The sequence below is a fragment of the Oryzomonas japonica genome (assembly GCF_008802365.1).
Taxonomy (GTDB): domain Bacteria; phylum Desulfobacterota; class Desulfuromonadia; order Geobacterales; family Pseudopelobacteraceae; genus Oryzomonas; species Oryzomonas japonica.
Window position 1 is genome coordinate 1 of the sequence record NZ_VZQZ01000011.1, and the last position, 15917, is coordinate 15917.

16 protein-coding genes are annotated in these 15917 nt (G+C 58.5%); 7 read left to right on the forward strand and 9 right to left on the reverse strand.

What is annotated here, in order from left to right:
* Positions 1-528 precede the first annotated feature (528 nt).
* From F6V25_RS15060 to F6V25_RS15080, 5 genes are read left to right on the forward strand one after another with little or no spacing between them, the layout of a single operon-like run.
* Entirely contained in the window at positions 529-918 is a 390-nt protein-coding gene (locus F6V25_RS15060) for an MGMT family protein (protein WP_151129447.1), read from the forward strand.
* Between the two features lie 5 nt (positions 919-923).
* Complete coding sequence (locus tag F6V25_RS15065; RefSeq protein ID WP_151129448.1) at positions 924-1709, forward strand: ABC transporter ATP-binding protein; 786 nt, start codon at positions 924-926, stop codon at positions 1707-1709.
* Positions 1702-2484 carry an ABC transporter permease gene (locus F6V25_RS15070; RefSeq protein ID WP_151129449.1) on the forward strand — a complete coding sequence of 261 codons (783 nt, stop codon included), beginning with the start codon at positions 1702-1704 and terminating at the stop codon, positions 2482-2484. The genes F6V25_RS15065 and F6V25_RS15070 overlap by 8 nt, the downstream gene beginning before the upstream one ends.
* A gap of 46 nt (positions 2485-2530) precedes the next feature.
* Entirely contained in the window at positions 2531-3421 is an 891-nt protein-coding gene (locus tag F6V25_RS15075) for a methylenetetrahydrofolate reductase (RefSeq protein ID WP_151129450.1), read from the forward strand.
* Complete coding sequence (locus F6V25_RS15080) at positions 3418-4572, forward strand: MalY/PatB family protein (protein WP_151129451.1); 1155 nt, start codon at positions 3418-3420, stop codon at positions 4570-4572. The genes F6V25_RS15075 and F6V25_RS15080 overlap by 4 nt, the downstream gene beginning before the upstream one ends.
* A gap of 23 nt (positions 4573-4595) precedes the next feature.
* On the opposite strand, the gene F6V25_RS15085 is transcribed toward F6V25_RS15080, so the two are convergent.
* Positions 4596-5663 carry a sensor histidine kinase gene (locus tag F6V25_RS15085; protein WP_151129452.1) on the reverse strand — a complete coding sequence of 356 codons (1068 nt, stop codon included), beginning with the start codon at positions 5661-5663 and terminating at the stop codon, positions 4596-4598.
* Between the two features lie 256 nt (positions 5664-5919).
* On the opposite strand from F6V25_RS15085, the gene F6V25_RS15090 reads away from it, so the two are divergent.
* On the forward strand, positions 5920-6510 hold the full coding sequence (locus tag F6V25_RS15090; protein WP_151129453.1) for a DUF4337 domain-containing protein: 591 nt from the start codon (positions 5920-5922) through the stop codon (positions 6508-6510).
* A gap of 40 nt (positions 6511-6550) precedes the next feature.
* Here the strand turns inward: F6V25_RS15090 and F6V25_RS15095 are convergent, their stop codons facing one another.
* Positions 6551-7912, reverse strand: coding sequence for a DUF4403 family protein (locus tag F6V25_RS15095; RefSeq protein ID WP_151129454.1), 1362 nt, complete (start codon positions 7910-7912; stop codon positions 6551-6553).
* Between the two features lie 179 nt (positions 7913-8091).
* On the opposite strand from F6V25_RS15095, the gene F6V25_RS15100 reads away from it, so the two are divergent.
* Positions 8092-8595, forward strand: a complete 504-nt coding sequence (locus F6V25_RS15100; protein WP_151129455.1) for a hypothetical protein — start codon at positions 8092-8094, stop codon at positions 8593-8595.
* 96 nt (positions 8596-8691) lie between these two features.
* Here F6V25_RS15100 and F6V25_RS15105 read toward each other — a convergent pair whose 3' ends face one another.
* From F6V25_RS15105 to larE, 7 genes are all read right to left on the reverse strand, one after another.
* The gene (locus F6V25_RS15105) at positions 8692-10311 is read right to left on the reverse strand and encodes an NADP-dependent glyceraldehyde-3-phosphate dehydrogenase (RefSeq protein ID WP_151129456.1); all 1620 of its coding nucleotides are present in this window, start codon (positions 10309-10311) and stop codon (positions 8692-8694) included.
* Positions 10312-10493: 182 nt separating this feature from the next.
* Positions 10494-11414 carry a 2-dehydropantoate 2-reductase gene (locus F6V25_RS15110; protein WP_151129457.1) on the reverse strand — a complete coding sequence of 307 codons (921 nt, stop codon included), beginning with the start codon at positions 11412-11414 and terminating at the stop codon, positions 10494-10496.
* A 358-nt stretch (positions 11415-11772) separates the two neighbouring features.
* Entirely contained in the window at positions 11773-12372 is a 600-nt protein-coding gene (locus tag F6V25_RS15115; protein WP_246167066.1) for a flavodoxin family protein, read from the reverse strand.
* Between the two features lie 31 nt (positions 12373-12403).
* The gene (gene larC, locus F6V25_RS15120; RefSeq protein ID WP_151129458.1) at positions 12404-13237 is read right to left on the reverse strand and encodes a nickel pincer cofactor biosynthesis protein LarC; all 834 of its coding nucleotides are present in this window, start codon (positions 13235-13237) and stop codon (positions 12404-12406) included.
* The gene (gene larB, locus F6V25_RS15125) at positions 13234-13887 is read right to left on the reverse strand and encodes a nickel pincer cofactor biosynthesis protein LarB (protein ID WP_151129459.1); all 654 of its coding nucleotides are present in this window, start codon (positions 13885-13887) and stop codon (positions 13234-13236) included. Before larB ends, larC begins: the two co-directional genes overlap by 4 nt.
* Positions 13888-13901: 14 nt before the next feature.
* A complete protein-coding gene (locus tag F6V25_RS15130; RefSeq protein WP_151129460.1) occupies positions 13902-14882 on the reverse strand; it encodes a DUF362 domain-containing protein in 981 nt (326 codons plus the stop codon).
* Between the two features lie 202 nt (positions 14883-15084).
* Complete coding sequence (larE, locus tag F6V25_RS15135) at positions 15085-15894, reverse strand: ATP-dependent sacrificial sulfur transferase LarE (RefSeq protein WP_151129461.1); 810 nt, start codon at positions 15892-15894, stop codon at positions 15085-15087.
* Positions 15895-15917: the final 23 nt, after the last annotated feature.

The following is a 15917-nucleotide window of genomic DNA, read 5'->3' on the forward strand; positions in this document are numbered from 1 at the left end:
CTGAGATGCTGCCCCCCATCATAGGTATAGCCGCCGATCATGGGGGAAACCGAGAACTGCCCCTCCGATACAGCCCCGAACACCGTTCCGGAGAATGCCAATACCAGGGATACGGCCGCACATGCGCACACTTTTTTCAAAAGACACCTCCCCTTCCGTCGCCTATCATTTCAAAGTGAACTCTATATCGAGGTTTTGTCTCTACTGCAGCAAATATAGCCACAAACGCACAAAAAAACAAAATAAAAAGCGCCCCTATTCCAACGCGTTCGGCCGGAGCTATTCGCGTCGGGACAGACGGCACAAGGTACGACGGTGAAATGTGGTTTAAAATGCCATGATTGCCGGGCATCTTGAAAGAGGGTTTTTACTTGAGGGAAACAGCCGGGACGGCGTCAGGTGTTTGTGTTTTGCGTGAAGATGTGAGAAAAGAAATTGATATTTTTTTGAGTTGCTTGCCATAACGGTTTTGTAGTTGAATGATGTTTTAGCTGGCCCGTCTGCGGCCGGCGCAAACGGGGCACTCTCATGCCGACCCCCATAACCGCATACCAAAAGATTTATTCTGTTGTGTCGCTCATCCCCGAGGGGCGTGTGGCGACCTACGGGCAAGTCGCCCGTCTGGCAGGTATGCCCGGCCACGCACGGCTCGTGGGCTACGCCCTGAGTTCCCTCCACGACCAGGTTCCCGTCCCGTGGCACCGGGTCGTGAATGCCAGGGGGCAGATCAGCCCGCGTTCCGGCGGCAGCCCGGCGGATGTGGTGCAACGGCTTCGCCTTGAAAGCGAAGGGGTGAGCTTTGACGGGCACGGCCGGATCCCGCTGGGCAGGTTTCAGTGGCAGCCTCGACATGAGGAGCAGGAATACGTGGGAACTGCCGGAGACGCCTCAGGCAGGAGACGAGGAAAGACACAGTGACGGGGATGGCAGAAATTGTACCGCCTAACGGCCAGCCAATGGTGCAGGTGGAAGGGGTCGGCCTGACGCGGGCCGACGGGCAGGGGCGGGAAGCCGTTATCCTGAGCGAAGTAACGTTCTCGGCCGCCAAGGGGCGGATAACCGCCATCGTGGGGCCTTCCGGGGGAGGCAAAAGCTCCCTGATCCGGTTGATCAACCGCCTTGACGACCCGACCACAGGTTGCATCCTGCTGGGTGGCGAGGATATTGCCGGCATGGACCCGCTGCTGCTGCGACGAAGGGTCGCCATGGTGCTGCAACGGCCGTTCATGTTTCCCGGCACGCTGCTCCACAATCTGCAACGCCCCCTGGCCTACCGTAGAGAAGCCATGCCGGATGCCGGCAGCGTGGAGGTCAGACGCACCCTGGAACTGGCCCGTCTGGCTCCCGACCTGCTGGAACGGGATGCCCGAAGCCTCTCCATCGGCCAACAGCAGCGGGCCAGCCTGGCCCGGGCCGTGATAACCTCCCCTCCGGTCCTGTTGCTGGACGAACCGACCAGCGCCCTGGACCGGCCGACTGGCGACCAGTTGGCCGCGGCCCTCCAGGATATCTGCCGGCACCAGGGCATGGCGGTCATCCTGGTGACCCACGACCTGCGGTTGGCCGGTAAGATCGCCGACGATCTGATCTATCTGGAGGCGGGGCGGATCAGGGAGGCGGGTCCGGCGGCGCACGTCCTGGCAGAGCCTGCAAGCGCCGAATTGATACGGTTTTTGGCAGAGCCGGAAAAGGGGGGGAAACATGGATAACCGCGGACTCGTGAACCTGGAGCTTTCCAACCTCCTGTTGGCATTCGCCCTGATCCTGTTCGCCATGGCCCTGTCCCGTTTCCAGCGGCTGGGACAGGCGCGGAAAATCGGCTGGGCCGCCCTGAGGATGGTCGTACAGCTTCTGGCTATCGGCTATCTCCTCCACCTGGTATTCTCAGTCAAGACCCCACTCTTGGTGACGTCCATCCTGGTCGTCATGGCCGGCTTTTCCCTGCAGGTGGCCGGCTCCCAGGCCAAACGGAAGATGCCCGGATTCTACCGGGTGATGGGGAGTTCGATCCTGGCCGGGTGCGGAGGGGTGACCTTTTTCTTCTGCGCCTTGGTGGTGGGATACTCTCCTTGGTATGAACCCCGCTACCTGATCCCCCTGTTCGGCATGATCCTCGGTAACTCCATGCAGGGAGCCAGCTTGGCGGCCGAGCGGCTGGAGGCCGAGATCGGGGAACGTCGCGAGGAGATCGAGACGGCGCTCTGCCTGGGAGCGACTCCCCGCCAAGCGGTTGAGACGGCCCTGCGCAATGCCTTTTCCGCCGCCCTTATCCCGACCCTCAACACCATGGCGGCCATGGGGATCGTTTCTCTGCCCGGCATGATGACCGGCCAGATTCTGTCCGGTACGGAACCGGCGGTTGCGGTCCGCTACCAGATCGCCATCATGTGCGCCGTATCCGGGGGGGTGGCGGCCACCGCCTTCCTGCTTCTGATGCAGGGATACCGCCGCTATTTCACCCCGGCGCAACAGTTGCGCCGTTGATTAAACGACTCTGTAACCACATTACGACAGGAACACATACTTACACATGAAGATCATCGATATCATAATACCGGACAAACCGTTTCTCTCCCTGGAATTCTTCCCCCCAAAAGAACGCTCTGAATGGCCTGCCTTTTTCCACACCGTCGACCGTCTGAAGGAGGTAAATCCGCTCTTTTGCTCGGTAACCTACGGTGCAGGGGGGAGCACTCATGGAGACAGCCTGGAGATCGTCGGCCGCCTCAAGCAGGAGCATGGTCTGGAAACCATGGCCCACCTGACCTGCGTCGGGGCCCATGAGGACGATGTACGCACGTTTCTGGACCAACTGACACGGGCCGGGGGGGATAATGTTCTGGCACTGCGCGGCGACCTGCCCCAGGACAGCACGCCCAAATCATCGCCCCACCGCCCCTTGGCGCACGCCTCGGACCTGGTAGCTCTCATCCGCGATTCCCACCCCCACGTAGGCCTGGGAGTGGCCGCCTACCCGGAGGTTCACCCCGAGGCCGCGAGCACCGCGGCAGACCTGGCCTACCTCAAGCTCAAGCTGGACCATGGCGCCGATTTTGCCATCACCCAACTCTTCTTCGACAACCGCATCTACTTCGATTTTGTTCGCAACGCCCGCGATCACGGCATCACCAAGCCGATCATTCCCGGCATCCTGCCGGTAGTCAGCCTGAAGGTGATCAAACGTATCGTGTCGTTGTGCGGCACTGTTATGCCGCCGGATTTTATGGCGCAGCTTGAAGAGGCGGACCGGCGCGGCGGCGCGGCCGAGGTGCAGAAGCTGGGGGTGGCCCATGCCCGCAGACAGACGGAGGAGTTGCTGGCAGGCGGTGCTCCGGGCGTGCACCTGTACACCCTCAATCGGGCGGACGCCGTGCTGGAAGTTACCAATGGACTCTGCCCACCTCAGGGAGCCACCCCATGACCGCCGGCGCTCGATTCGACTTTGATGCCCCCATCGACCGCAGGAACAGCGGCAGCGAAAAATGGGACCGGTACGGGGAACGTGACATCATCCCCCTGTGGGTCGCGGACATGGACTTCCGCTCCCCCCCGGCTATCATCGAAGCGCTCCACGAGCGGGTCAGCCACGGTGTTTTCGGTTATACCCACCCGTCGCATGAGTTGGCGGCAGCGGTTCTGGACCATCTTGAGCGGGATTTCTGCTGGCGGGCGGAACCGGACTGGATCGTCTGGCTGCCCGGCTTGGTGTGCGGGCTGAACGTGCTCTGTCGGGCCGTGGGCAACGCAGGTGACGCGGTTGCAACCTTCCTGCCGGTCTATCCCCCTTTTCTGTCTGCCCCACCCCTGTCCCAGCGCACCCTGATCACGGCACCGCTGCAGTTGCAGGAGGGGCGTTGGGTGGCAGACATGGCGGCGCTGGAACGCGCCATCACCCCGCGGACCAAACTCCTGCTGCTGTGTAGTCCCCATAATCCGGTGGGCCGTTCCTGGTCGCGGGAAGAATTATTACAATTTGCCGAACTTGCCGAACGCCACGATCTGGTGATCGGCTCCGACGAAATCCATGCCGGGCTCGTACTCGATGCGGAGAAGCGCCATATCCCCATTGCGGCCCTTTCCCCGGAAATAGCCAGCCGCACCATCACCCTGCTGGCCCCCAGCAAGACCTACAACATCCCCGGCCTGGGCTGCTCATTTGCCGTCATCTCCGATATTGGGTTGCGCAGAAATTTCCAAAAGGCAATGGGGCGTATCGTACCGCACGTCAACCTCCTTGGTTACACCGCAGCCTTGGCAGCCTATCGCGACGGAGAGCCGTGGCGGCGGGAGTTGATTGCCTATCTGCGCGGCAACCGCGACCTGCTGACCAGAGAGATCTCCCGCATGCCGGGCCTGGCCATGACCCCGGTCGAGGCCACGTATCTGGCCTGGATCGATGCCCGCGGGACCGGCATCGACCAACCGGGGTATTTTTTTGAGGAGGCGGGGGTAGGACTTTCGGACGGCAGCGATTTTGGCGCCCCGGGGTTTATCCGGCTCAACTTCGGCTGCCAGCGAGAACTTCTGCGCGAAGCCCTCAGACGGATGGAGATGGCGCTGCTGCACCGTTGAGGTAGACGTCGCATGGGGGAAAACTAGACAGCTATCCTGAACTCGGCGCCGCCGTCGATGTTTCGGGCGGAGATGCTCCCCCCCATGCTGTTTTCGATGATCACCTTCGACATGTACAATCCGATGCCGGTACCTTTATGGGGTTCCTTGGTGGTGAAATACGGGTCGAATATCCTGGGGATGATCGCTTCGTCGATGCCGCCCCCATTGTCATGCACGGTAACCACACACCGATCACTTTCCCGGAAGATCCGGATGGTAATGCACGGCGCCTCCACCTCACGCTCCTGTAAGACATCTCTGGCATTATTGATAATATTCAGCACGGCGCGGGCATATTCGTTCTTATAGCCTACAAGCGTCACACCCGCTTCAGCCTGTACATCCACACGGATGTGGGCATGCTGGAGCGAGGCGTCCAGGAGTCCTGTGGTCTGGGCAATCACCTTATCCACATGAAATTCCCGTTTCACCGTGTCTTTGAGGAAAAAATTGCGCAGGTCGTCTATCTTCAGCGACATGCGCTCAATCGTGGCCATGGCATTGTCCACATCTTCCTGAAACTGTCCCGGGGACAATGTGCCGGACAGATAACCAAGATTGAGGTTCTGGACAATGAGCCCGATATTGTTGAGCGGTTGGCGCCATTGATGGGCGATATTGGTAATCATTTCTCCCATGGCGGCAAAACGGTTCTGCCGGATGAGCACCTCGTCCTTCCTGCGCAATTCGGCAATCGTAGCGGCAATGCGCTCCTCCTGGTTTTTGTTCATACGTTCCAGTTCCATCCGTTGCTGCTGCAATTCCCCCTGCACCTGGTTATAGCGCAGGAACAGCGGCTTGATGAGGATGATCCCGCAGGTCATCAGGATGGAGATGACAAGTCCCAGCATCTCTACGGTCACATCCCACCGTGAAGAGCCGGCAAGGATATGGGCAAACATGACCGCACGGCGAACACCCATGATGATCAGTCCGCTCGCGACAAGCATCCAGGCGGCCTTTTCTCCGCTGACCCGTATCAGCCGGAGCGCCAGGAACGCCGCCAGGAACTGAAACGCAACCGAGAGAGTCATGATAACAACCATCATGACGCGGCTCCTCTGCTTAAAGGCATGGAATGGCTTGCTATAAAAACTGTAGTTTATATACGCCCGTTGTCAATTACCCCTTTCTGACGGCATTGGCGGCATCGGTGCCAAAGATTCCACCGTATGGGGCATTTTTCCGTCGTTCAGCTTACAATCCGCCCTTAGGTGTTCCCCCGATGATATCGTAATTGACAGCCGATGGCAGGAATGGATACTGTTACGGCATGACCCTATATCTTGTCAGGAGGAAGATCCCGTGACCGAATTGAATAACATGCGGCAAAGCCTCGATGCGGCAGAGACAAAGAATCGGCTCAACAATTGGGTGGCGGTGAGCGTGGCCCTGGTCTCCGTCTTCATGGGCATCACCAAGGTTAAAGACGACAACATCGTCCAGGCCATGCTCCAGGCCAAATCAAATGCCGTGGATAGCTGGAACGAGTACCAATCGAAGAAGATCAAGCATCACGTGGCCGAGCTTGGGTTGAGCCAGACCATCGCGCTTCAGGCCATGGCGGCGGGGAAGGGAAACGTGGTGTTGATGACACAGCAGAGGCACTATCAGGAGTCGATTGCACGCTACCAGGCCGAGGAAGATGCCCTGATGAAGAAATCGAAAGCGTTCGAGAAGGAGTACGATGACCTGAACTTCAAGGACGACCAGTTCGACCTGTCCGATGCGGCCCTCTCCATCTCCCTGGCCATGTTGGCCATTACCGCCTTGACCGGAAAGCGCAAGTTGCTCTTCATGTCGCTGCTCTTCGCCGGGTTCGGAGGTGTCATGGGGCTGGCCGGACTCTTGGGGCTTCACCTTCATCCGGATGCACTGACGCGTCTGCTCTCCTGAGGGATGCGGAGGCTATCGAACCGTCGTCCCTGGCGATGGGCTATTGAAAAAGAATGGCAGATTCTCCCTCGGTGTACACCTGGAGAGATATTCTGTCCTTTTGCATAATCACATCGCCAAACTTCAGATCCTTTACGTCACCCGTCAAAAATACGTGATCCATCAACGGCACCCGAGCAAGCGCTTTTACGGCCATTTGGCGTGATTGTTCCAACTGCCGGTTCAGATTCATATTGAGCTTATCCTGAATCACACCCCTGATGGTGCCGTGCAGGAACCAGTCGGCCGACTGGAGCAGCAGGCTTTGGGTCTGCATGTCAAAGTCCACATCCTCCACGGAGAATACGTTGGTCTTTGGATCATAGACCGGCTTGGCGGTCAGATAGAAGACCCCGTCCAGCGATCCCTGGGTCTCCAGCTTGATGACGAGTTTGTCCCCGTTGCCATACAGGTCGAAATCCTTGATGACGATACTTTTGCCGTCGGAATCGAATTGCTTGTTGCGCAGCAGGGGCACGGCGATGGCACGCAGGTCCTTGTAGAAGAGATCGGTATTCAGGGCGATGCGGAACGTCCTGTCGAACGTGTTGACCAGCTTGAGGTTGGGCAGGGGCGGCAGGGGCTGCGTCGCCGGTTCGGGACCCACCACCAGTTCGGCAAACGTGCTGATGCCCACACTCAATCTGACCTTATTGTTCCGGGCAGACAACGGGCACAGAACGATCTCGCGGGGGGTCAGTTTCAGCCAGACACTGCGGCTTTTATCCAGCAGAACCGGCTGCCGGGCGCTGTTCCAGACCTTGGCAACCAGGGCTTTCACAGGAATCAGGTCATTGATCTTTTTGTTGACCAGATCGGATACTACCCGCTGCAGTGGTTGGGTAATCCCCTCCACGATGCTGCGCGGCTTGAACGAGAGGGGGCCGATGCCGACCTCCTCGGTCACCAAATCGCTCAGCCCCTGGTAGTAGATCTCCGCATGCAGTCGCCAGTCGGGGGTAATGCCGGCAGTGGCCTTGAATTTCAAAGTGACGGGAATGGCAGGGGTTCCGAACATACCGTAGTTGAGCGACATGGCGACCGGCAGGGTGACGTACAGGTAGTTATTGGCTGCGCTGACAGAGATCAGACCGTTGCGCCTCACATCTGCAGTCAGCCCACTCGTCCCGGTTGCCCCCTTGTACAGCTCTTTATGAACCGTCTGGTTCAAAACTCGGGCGAGTTCCTCCGCTGTCGCCTCTACCGGTACGTTGAGCGTGGAAACATCCCTTCTCAGCACCGTGCGAAAGGCTTCATCGCGCGGCCGTTCGGCCGTGAGCGTCTTTACGCCCGCGCAGGAGCTCAGGGATAGTGCGAGCAGTAACAGCACAACCGGTGATACGATCCATTTTTTCGAAATCATGTGTGACCCAGTCCTCTCTGTGGATGTAACTTTAAACCGCGCCTGAACGCAGTACGCTTGAAATCGACATCCCTCACTACCGCACGGCTGGTTTTCAGGAGCAACGATGCCGTGTCGTTTGTTGGAAAAATTGAATTTTGACTCATGATATTTTTGCACTATCTGGTACACTTGAGGGCATGAAAAAGATATGCGCATGGTGTTATGGCGAGATTGGACTAACGGCCCCTTTCGATGAGCGGCGCCCTACGGTCAGCTACGGCATATGCCCGGAATGCGCCAACCTTTTTCTTGCAGACCAGGGAGTACATCTGACGGCCTTCCTTGACGCACTGAACATCCCCGTTTTGCTGGTCGATAACGATGTCAGGGTGATCGGCGCGAATGCCCTGGCGCTCTCCTTTGTCCAAAAGGAACTGCCCGAAATCGAGGACAGCCACGGTGGAGACGTTTTCGAATGCATCTATGCGGCGACGCCGGAAGGGTGTGGCAAGACGATACATTGCAGCGGGTGCGCCATCAGGATCGCGGTCAGGGACACCTTTCACTCCGGCAGCAGCCACCGGGAGATGCCGGCCTACCTCAAGTGCGAGCGTTCGGGGCAGCCGACGCGAATCGGGCTATTGATATCAACCGAAAAGATAAATGAAACCGTACTGTTGAAGATCGACAGCGTGACGTAGTAAAACGATTCACAGAGGTGTTTGCGTGCCCCTTCCGGGCAAGGGGCCACGAGCATTCCCTGATTACCCCTCCCCCATCACTACCCAATCGCCCCCTTACAGCATGAAGTCCGTGGAGAGAAAGTGGGATTTTCGCCCCTTGACGATGTCGGAGATGATCTCCCGGTTGTCCTCGGACTCCCGTGCCGCGACCACGATCCTGATGGAAAATATGCGCAGGGCGTCGGCCACGGATTGGGTTCCCTCGGCGGAGTTTTTCCGGCCGTTGAAGGGGAAGCAGTCGGGGCTCCGCTGGCATTGGCTGTTGATGTTGATGCGGCAGACCTGGTTGACCAGAGCGTCCACCAGTTGGGCCAGCAGGTCGCTATCACGCCCGAAGATACTGGCCTGCTGGCCGTAATCCGAAGCGACCACATAGTCGATCGGTTCCCGGATATCGTCGTAGGGGACGACCGGGATGACCGGGCCGAACTGTTCCTCGTCATAGACCCGCATGGCCGGGCCAACCGGGTAGAGCAGCGCAGGATAGAAGAACGAAGCGTCGTTGATGCCGCCATCCCTGTTCACTACCCGTGCGCCGAAGCCTTGAGCGTCCCGCACCAGCCCTTCCAGGTAGCCCGGTTTTTCCGGCTCCGGAAGCGGCGTGATAGTCACCCCTTCATCCCACGGCATGCCGCACTTCAGGGCGTCAATCCCTGCGGACATGCGCTTCACAAAGGCATCGGCAATGGAACGGTGCACAAACATGATCTTCAGTGCGGTGCAGCGCTGGCCATTATAGGTGAGACTTCCCCGCAGGCACTCGGCCACCGTAAGATCCAGATCGGCATCCGGCAGGATGATCGCCGGGTTCTTTGCGTCCAGCCCGAGCACGCAGCGCAGCCGATGGGGACGGGGATGGATCGCGCGGAGCGCGTCGGCAACCCGGTGGGTTCCGATGAAACCGAGCACATCCACCTTGCCCGAAGCAAGCAGAGGGGGCACGACCACCTCGCCGTCACCGTAGACCGTGTTGACGACCCCCGGCGGAAACGAATCGCGAATGGCCTCCAGCAGCGGCTGAAAAAGCAGGATGCCGAAGCGGGGCGGTTTGAGCAGGATGGTATTTCCCATGATCAATGCGGGGATGAGGGTCGTAAAGGTCTCATAGAGCGGAAAATTGTATGGCCCCATGCAGAGCACGACCCCCAGGGGGGCGCGGCGAATCTGACCGATGATCCCCTGCTGGATGATAAAACGGGACGAAACCCTGTCTAACTCCTTCAGCGCCTCAATGGTGTCGTGGATATAGGCGACGGCCCGTTCGAACTCGCGCTTCGCCTCTTGCAGGGACTTTCCGATCTCCCACATGAGGAGCTTGACGATCTCCTCCCGTTTCCCCAGCATGGTGTCCGTAAAACGCTGCACACACAGAATACGCTCCCCCACCGACATGGTCGGCCAGGTTCCCCGCCCGTTGTCATAGGCCCGCACCGCCACCTGAAGAATCTCCAGGACCGCCCCTTCACTAAGCAGGGGAGACTCCCCTACCCGCTTCGGGACAAGCCCTCCCTCTGCCGCAACCCGGACCGGCGAAAGGACCTCCTGCAAGGGGCCATCCCAACGGCGCAATTCGCCGTCGATCAGGTAATAGTCCTGCCGGATCGGCGTTTCGATGCGGTATGGTTCAGGAATTTGCTCTTCAGCGGGAAATAATGATGTAATGGTCTGTTTCATCGGGCTGTTTTCCTGATCATATTGCTACCTCTTTGCCATGTCATAGGGTAAAAAAAAGCCGGGGGCCGCCACCCCTGGCCTCGGTTTTCCGGCCGGTTCCCGTGCAGGCTCCCGAATTTAACTACTAACTATATAGATTTCTATCCTTACTGGTCGTCGCTGTCAAGGAAAAGATCGAAGCGTCAGGGGTGAACCGGCTCGCCAAGGTCCAGCAAAGCATTGAGCATCCCGACCCGGACCATCGGCACCCCCTGCTGCGCCGCATAACGCAGGGGAATCCGGTAGATCGCCTCCAGTTCCAGGGGGCGCCCCTCAAGCCGGTCGACCATCATACTGGGCCGGTAGTCGCTGGTATGCTGGACCGTGCTGGTCAACATCTCCTCCCGGTACTCCCGGGAGATCGGTTCGGACAACCCCTGGGCGTTGCCTCCGGCGATGACCTCGTCCATGATCTCCGCGACCAGACAACGGGTGGCAGGATTGGCCAACAACGTGCCGGGGGTCTGGTTGGTCAAGGCGCACAGGCCGTTGAAAGGGATATTCCACACCAGTTTTTCCCAGCGGATCTTCCGGAGGTCGGCTACCGCCTCGCAGGTAACGCCGGCAGCGCCGAACATGGCTGCTACTTGTTCACTCCGCACCGAACGTCCGCCGCTGAATTCCCCCAGCCGGATGGAGCCGAGCGCCATGTGGTTCACCACCCCCGGTTCGCCGCGGGTAACGCCGATCATTGCCACCCCGCCCAGCACGCGATCGCCGCCAAAAGCGTCTGCCAGCAGTTCTTCGTTGCCGAGGCCGTTCTGAACGGTGAGCAGCGCAGTGGCGCTCCCCAGCAATGGCCGCACCATCTCCACCAGATGCTGGTTGGCAAAGGCCTTGAGCGCAATCAGGACCAGATCGACGGTTCCCATGTCGCAGGAATCGCGAAATCCCTGGACCCCTTCAAGGTGAAAATCACCGCGCGGGGACGTGACGGTCAGGCCGGACCTGGTAATGGCGTCATAATCCCGCCGCAGTAAAAAACGCACCTCATGCCCGGCACGTTGCAAGAGACTTCCGTAATAGAGACCGACCGCCCCGGCCCCGACAACCGCAATTTTCATGGTTCGACGTTTCCTTTTGACCGTTTTGCTTTTGATGTAGCAGATACGAGCAGACGTTTATGGCTCTACTGCCTTGCTAGGCTTGGCACAAGGCGGTTTAAATGTCAAGACCGTTGTCCGCGTAACGTACAGCTAGGGCAACCGCTGCAGATGCTCCATCCCTGGGATGTGGATAACGATGGTATTGGAGGCACGCCATGAAGAAAATTTTGATTTTGCGAAAAAAACGGCGGCACATCCCGGGCTATGCTCAGAGGCAGAATCTGCGTGAAAAAAGCGCGGGCTACTTGTGGAGCTCATGCCCACGGCGCCGTAGATGGAGATGGCAAAGGTAAGCCAGACAATACGGCGATCCTATTTACCCGTTTTTCCCCATTTCATAGGCCTGTTTCATAGCCGGGCTTTCTGTAATGTCTCCAATATTCCAGGCGCCAACGCCGTAGATGATGCCCTTTTCTTTTGCTCCGTTAAGGCACGAGGTAAATCCTCTGAATCCTTCCAGGGTTCTTTCCATTGCCTGCGTGCTGTCGTCGGCAGCTGCGACGATGAAATAAAAATTTTTGTTGTTGATCTCGGTATAACGGGAACAGGTCCTGTCAATCAGGGTTTTCATTTGTCCACACATCGTATAGAAGTAAACAGGGGTTGCCATCACGATCACATCGGCTGCAATCATTTTCTCCAGGACTTCAGCCATGTCATCTTTCTGTGGACATGCTTTTTTCCCGTTGAGACAGGTGCCACATCCCGTGCAGTAATTGATTTTTTTATCTTTTACAAAAATCTTTTCGGCGTGATGCCCAGCCTCCTGTGCTCCCCTGGTGAACTGGTCACACAACAGATCCGAATTTCCGCCTCTCCGCGGACTGGAGGACAACACTAATATTTTTTTATTCATTTTGTAAGTCACCTTTTCATATGTCGATAAATTCAACTGTTTTGTCTCGTGGTTTTCCATTTCCACGTTCCGAAAACGCAGGTGACGAGCGTCAACCATCGTCCCTCGGACCACAGGCGAAGATTGCCCCATTGGGCGCGTTGGCAAAAACCCGCGTGCCATAGACCAGAGCCCGCCTCTCCACCCGCATGGCGGGCCACGGCCCGAAGGTCGCACCGAGGCAGCGGAGCAGCGCCACGGCCGTCGGCGTTATTGTCTCGCCAACATCCGGAAAGGGACGCACGGGGATGCCTTCGAGGAGTTCCAGTACGGCAGGAGCCGGAACGGGGATGATGCCATGAGCGCAGGTGACGCCTCCGTCCGCCAGCGGCAGCGGACTGACCACGAAGCGCGCAGGGGCAAGACGGGTAAACAGTTCGCACGACATGCAGATATCCAAAATGCTGTCCAAGGCGCCGACCTCGTGGAAATGGATATCTTCCGGTTTTTTCTCATGCACGGCAGCCTCAGCCGTTGCAAGCAGGGTGAAGGTATCCGTGGCGAGGCGTTTCGCCGCGTCGCCCATGCCACTCGCGGCAATGAGTGCGGCGATGTCTGCAAGTGTCCGGTGTTCGTGCTGATGCGGCAGCGTGACCTCCGCGAACCAGCTGCCGATGTGGTTCACCTGCCGCTTGGTCAGACGCACGGTCCCGGACAGTTCGGGAAGTATGGCGGAGAGCAGCCGGTCCGTTTCCGCCGCGCCGGTTTCCGTCATACGCAATAGTCCGGCGAGCAAGATATCTCCAGACAGGCCCGAATGGGCCCGTATGGTCAGAACCAGATCATTCTGTTTTACGTTTTCGCACGGCACGTGCTCATGGGGGTGTGCGTGACCATGATGATGGTCGTGCCTTTCAGGTATGCTTTCTTCTTTCGTGCCGTTCATAATCCGTTGACCACCCTCGCTGCGGCGCAAGCGGCACCATAGCCATTGTCGATATTCATGATTGCGACGCCGGGAGCGCAACTGGAGAGCATGCTCGCCAGCGCGGCCTTGCCTCCGTGGGCCACGCCGTACCCCACGGAGGTCGGGACGCCGAAAATCGGCTTGGGTGTGAGGCCACCCATGACGCTCGTCAGGGCGGCGTCCAGCCCGGCCACCACAATGAGCGCATCAAAGGTATTGATTTCTTCCAAACGCTCCGCAAGCCGCCATAGTCCGGCGACGCCGCAATCCTCGAAAATTTTGTATTCAATGCCCAGATAGGCCAACGTGCGTGCCGCTTCCCAGGCCACAAAGCTGTCCGCCGTTCCTGCGGAGACTACGGCAACCCTCCCCGTGGCCTTTGGCGGAAGCGTGTCCCCGAACGCCGTGCGGGATAGAGGATGATAGTCATAGCCCGTACGGATCGCTTCGGGCGCTTGAGCGAAGACCTCCGGGGCAAGCCGCGTGAACAGGATCGGATGCCCGGAGCCGTTGCCGAAGCGGGAAAGCAGTTCTACTAACGCCGCAAAAGGCTTTCCTTCGCAGAAAACCGTTTCCGGCAGACCGATTCGCGCGGTGCGGGAATGGTCAAAAAGAATACCGTGGTCCATATCGCCTCTTGTCCTTACAGCGTAATCAATTCGTACCGATCATTGCCCATTTTCATCTCTTTCATGTACGACAGCTGGCGCAGGCCCTTGCGGGATTCAATGCGTTCCTTAAGGTCGTGAAGTTCCGCTTCGGGCAGCTTATACACCATGTCGATGGAAGCCTGGTCTACGGCCAAAAGATCGGTGGAAGCCAGGATGCCCAGATTGCGCGCCTTGACCGGAGCTGCCTTGGTGCCGGCGCAGTCGCAGTCCACGGACATATTGCGCAGCACATTTATGTAGACGATCCTCTTCCCGAAGTGGTCTATGGTGGCTTTGGCCGACTCCACCATGTTTTCCTGGAAGGGTTCTCCCTGAAGCCAGGCCGCGTAATTTTCATTATCCGGGGCGGCGTGGACCATTTTCTTGCCGATGGGCCCGTCGGCGCAGCCTATGGCGATATTCTTCAACGAACCGCCGAAGCCGCCCATGGCGTGCCCTTTGAAATGGGTCAGCACGACCATCGAGTCGTAGGCAAGCATGTGTTTGCCGACCGACATCTCCTTGAAATGCTTCCCGCCTTTAACGGGGATCATCACTGCCCCGTCCTCGTCCATGATGTCCACCGGGCAGAAATCCCAGCCATTGATCCTGATGGTTTCGCGATGATCCGCCGTAGTCTGCCTTTTGCCCTTGTACAGGGTATTTGTCTCCACCAGGTTACTGTTGGCAATACGTTGCTGCAGGGCCTTCACCATGTCCCGCGGCAGTATGTTGGGGCCGTGCGGCTCGCCGGTATGTACCTTGATCCCGACTTTGCCGGTTATGCCCTGATTGATCTTGGAATAGATCTGCAGCAGCCCGGCGGCACTGATGTCTGTTGTGAAAAAGACCTGGGACTTTTCCTGCTGCGCGGCAAAAACGTTGCTTATGCCGCCAAATCGGCTTACGGCTACGGTTCCCAGTGCAACGGCGCCTGTCTGCAGGAAATTTCGACGTGAAATGTTGTTTGCCATGTAACGCCTCCTTGGGGATTGAATGCTTTCTTGATACCCGGTTTTCAATTTGCGCTGCCGACATATGTCGGATGTGACACGACACTAACCGTAGCCGATACTACTCTTGAAAGAGCGAAGGCTGATAGCCTAACTCTATCGATTTCTTGCCCGATCGTCCGGTTTTGCAGGAGAAGGTCGCAGACAACCGGGCATGGGCTTGTCAGCTTGCCGCGTCCTGATTCCGGTTCAGGCTTCCCCTGCGATAACCGGCCAGATCGACGGTCACATGGCGGTATCCCAGACCTTTCAGCCTGTCGTCGACGCCGTGCTGCCGGGCGGCGGCAATCAGGGCGGGGATTTCCTCCAAGGGCACTTCGATCCGGGCGATCTCGCCATGACTCCGGAGCCGGACCGCGGGGAACCCGATCCGGGCCAGGAACTCTTCCCCTTCCTCGATGCGGCGCAACTCCGCCTCCTCCACCCATGTGCCCACGGGAATCCTCGACAGGAGGCAGGCCTTGGCCGGTTTGTCCCATACCGAAAGTCCGAGACTTCTGGACAGCCGGCGGATATCGTCCTTGGCCAGGCCGGCCTTCAAGAGCGGGCTCTCGACCCCGAGCTCCCGAAGAGCCCGGAGACCGGGTCGAAAGTCCTGCAGGTCGTCGGAATTGGTCCCCTCCAGGACATGGTCGATCCTCTCCTCGGCCGCCATCGCCAGCAGAGTCGAAAAGAGGTGGCGCTTGCAGAGATAGCAGTGATCCGGCGGATTGTTCCGGATCGCCTCCGGGAACGGTTCGACGACCACCCGGTGGCGAACCCCGAGGGAATCCGCCAGGGCCTTGGCTTCTGCAAGCTCGCTCTGGGGGATGTACGGGGTTGCCAGGGTCACGGCCAAAACATTCGCTCCCAAAGCCTCGCGGGCGGCATGAAGCAGGAAGGTGCTGTCAACGCCGCCCGAGAAGGCCACAACGGCTTTGCCCATCTGTTGTAGATCCCGGAGCAGGCTCCGGTATTTCTTATCCTCTGGCATGTGCAATCCTTCTTAATGTATGT

Coding starts and splice junctions, on each gene's coding strand:
- F6V25_RS15060 (WP_151129447.1), top strand. CDS start 529: ATGCCGACCCCCATAACCGCATACCAAAAGATTTATTCTGTTGTGTCG.
- F6V25_RS15065 (WP_151129448.1), top strand. CDS start 924: ATGGCAGAAATTGTACCGCCTAACGGCCAGCCAATGGTGCAGGTGGAA.
- F6V25_RS15070 (WP_151129449.1), top strand. CDS start 1,702: ATGGATAACCGCGGACTCGTGAACCTGGAGCTTTCCAACCTCCTGTTG.
- F6V25_RS15075 (WP_151129450.1), top strand. CDS start 2,531: ATGAAGATCATCGATATCATAATACCGGACAAACCGTTTCTCTCCCTG.
- F6V25_RS15080 (WP_151129451.1), top strand. CDS start 3,418: ATGACCGCCGGCGCTCGATTCGACTTTGATGCCCCCATCGACCGCAGG.
- F6V25_RS15085 (WP_151129452.1), bottom strand. CDS start 5,663: ATGATGGTTGTTATCATGACTCTCTCGGTTGCGTTTCAGTTCCTGGCG.
- F6V25_RS15095 (WP_151129454.1), bottom strand. CDS start 7,912: ATGATTTCGAAAAAATGGATCGTATCACCGGTTGTGCTGTTACTGCTC.
- F6V25_RS15100 (WP_151129455.1), top strand. CDS start 8,092: ATGAAAAAGATATGCGCATGGTGTTATGGCGAGATTGGACTAACGGCC.
- F6V25_RS15105 (WP_151129456.1), bottom strand. CDS start 10,311: ATGAAACAGACCATTACATCATTATTTCCCGCTGAAGAGCAAATTCCT.
- F6V25_RS15110 (WP_151129457.1), bottom strand. CDS start 11,414: ATGAAAATTGCGGTTGTCGGGGCCGGGGCGGTCGGTCTCTATTACGGA.
- F6V25_RS15115 (WP_246167066.1), bottom strand. CDS start 12,372: ATGGAAAACCACGAGACAAAACAGTTGAATTTATCGACATATGAAAAG.
- larC (WP_151129458.1), bottom strand. CDS start 13,237: ATGAACGGCACGAAAGAAGAAAGCATACCTGAAAGGCACGACCATCAT.
- larB (WP_151129459.1), bottom strand. CDS start 13,887: ATGGACCACGGTATTCTTTTTGACCATTCCCGCACCGCGCGAATCGGT.
- F6V25_RS15130 (WP_151129460.1), bottom strand. CDS start 14,882: ATGGCAAACAACATTTCACGTCGAAATTTCCTGCAGACAGGCGCCGTT.
- larE (WP_151129461.1), bottom strand. CDS start 15,894: ATGCCAGAGGATAAGAAATACCGGAGCCTGCTCCGGGATCTACAACAG.